Source organism: Streptomyces sp. NPDC054841 (assembly GCF_053611045.1).
The window spans coordinates 1-1,755 of sequence record NZ_JBSGZO010000857.1 but is presented as its reverse complement, the minus strand read 5'-3'; the positions used below and the strand labels follow the sequence as shown (position 1 = coordinate 1,755).

Here is a 1,755-nt window from a genome sequence, read left to right as displayed (position 1 = left end):
CTGTCGGGCCGCCGCGCCGCCGCGCCGCTGGGCTGCCGGGCGCCGCCGAGCGATCGTGCCGCCCAGCCGCCCAGCCGCCCAGCCGCCGTGCCGCCGGGGCCGTCGGGGCCGTCGTACGGAGCGGGCCCTACTCGCCGATGCGTACCAGCGCGAGCGTGATGTTGTCGGGGCCGCCGGCCTCGATGGCGGCCTTCCACAGCTCGTAGGCGGCCCTGCCGTCGTCGTGCACCCGCAGCAGGCTGTGGACCACCTCGTCCGGAACCGGATCGGTCAGCCCGTCGGTGCACACCAGGTAACGATCGCCCGCGGAGAGCTCCGTGGCCGCCACATGGGCCGTGATGGAGGTGTACGCGGGCCCGCCGCCCAGCGTCTGTGTGACGGCCGACGTGGTCCGCCGCCCCGGCGACGGCGGCGGACTGTCGTCCACGCTCACCTGGTGCAGCCCGTCCGGAGCCGCGTCGTACACCTTGCTGTCGCCGACGTTGAACGCCAGCAGCGAGTCCGCCAGGACGACGGTCCCCGCGACCGTGGTCCCCATGGTGACCAGCTCCGGATCCCCGTCAGCGGCCGAGTACACCATGTGGTTGCACATGCTCAGAGCGTCGCGCAGCGCTTCCTCGCCGTCGAGTGACGGGCCGAGCGAGGCGAGCTGGCGGACGACCAGGGCACTTGCCACCTCGCCGGCCGGCTGCCCGCCGAGCCCGTCGGCGACAGCGACGACGAGCGGTGTGCCGAGGGGAAACAGCAGCGTCTGCGGGTTCTCGGTCACGGTGCCGCACAGCGTCCACGGTCCGACGACGAGGCTGTCCTCGTTGTGATCACGAATCAGCCCGACATCGCTCAAGGCAGTCACAGCTATGTACGGCAACGGGTACCGCCTCTCCGCAGCGGACGGAGCCTCCCTCACCACTGTCCCTCACCGCCCCCGCCTCCACCATCGCGACGCCACGAGAGCGCCGGTGCGCGAGGTGTGCGGGTGCGGGTGCGGGTGCGGCTGGGGGTGGCTCACCTGCCGGTGGGCCTGGCCCGTACGTGCATCCGCTCGCCCTGTGCGCCGAACAGGCTGAGGAACTCGACCGGCTGTTCCCCGGCGTTGGCGAAGCCGTGGGGGGTGCGCGTGTCGAATTCGGCGGCCTCCCCGGCGGTGAGGACGAGGTCGTGCTCGCCCAGGGCCAGCCGCAGCCGGCCGGACAGGACGTAGAGCCACTCGTAGCCCTCGTGCGTCTGCTGCTCGGGCCGCGCGCCCGGCGCTTTGGCCACGGGCAGGATCTGCTTGTACGCGTGCAGACCGCCCAGGTACCGGGTCAGCGGTACGAAGGTCTGTCCATGCCGGGTGAAGGGGCGGGGGTGGATGCGCGGGTCTCCGGTGGGCGGCGCGCCCACCAGCTCGTCCAGTTGCACACCATGCGCCCTGGCCAGCGGCAGCAACAGCTCCAGCGTCGGTTTGCGCTGCCCGGACTCCAGGCGGGAGAGGGTGCTGAGCGAGATCCCGGTGGTCTCGCTCAGCTGGGCCAGGGTGGCTCCGCGCTCGTGCCGCAGCGCCCGCAGCCGAGGGCCCACGCCGGTCAGCACGCTGGGAATGTCCGGGCCCGGAGCGTCCCGCTCGGGAGTGCCCTGGGTGTTCATGCCTGGAGTGTCGTCGGCTGCCATCCCTCCATTTGCCAGTGCGGCAAGAAAGTTTGTCAAGCCGTCCTGCCTCTGCCGGCGACCTCACCCCGTACGGGCCGCCTCAGACGGCGCATGACGGCGTATGGC

General features: G+C 72.3%; 2 protein-coding genes. Both read right to left on the bottom strand.

Going from position 1 to position 1,755, the window contains the following annotated elements:
* Positions 1-127: 127 nt before the first annotated feature.
* Entirely contained in the window at positions 128-868 is a 741-nt protein-coding gene (locus tag ACWGI8_RS43965; RefSeq protein ID WP_453669191.1) for a PP2C family protein-serine/threonine phosphatase, read from the bottom strand.
* A 137-nt stretch (positions 869-1,005) separates the two neighbouring features.
* A complete protein-coding gene (locus ACWGI8_RS43960; RefSeq protein WP_453669189.1) occupies positions 1,006-1,626 on the bottom strand; it encodes a helix-turn-helix domain-containing protein in 621 nt (206 codons plus the stop codon).
* Positions 1,627-1,755: the final 129 nt, after the last annotated feature.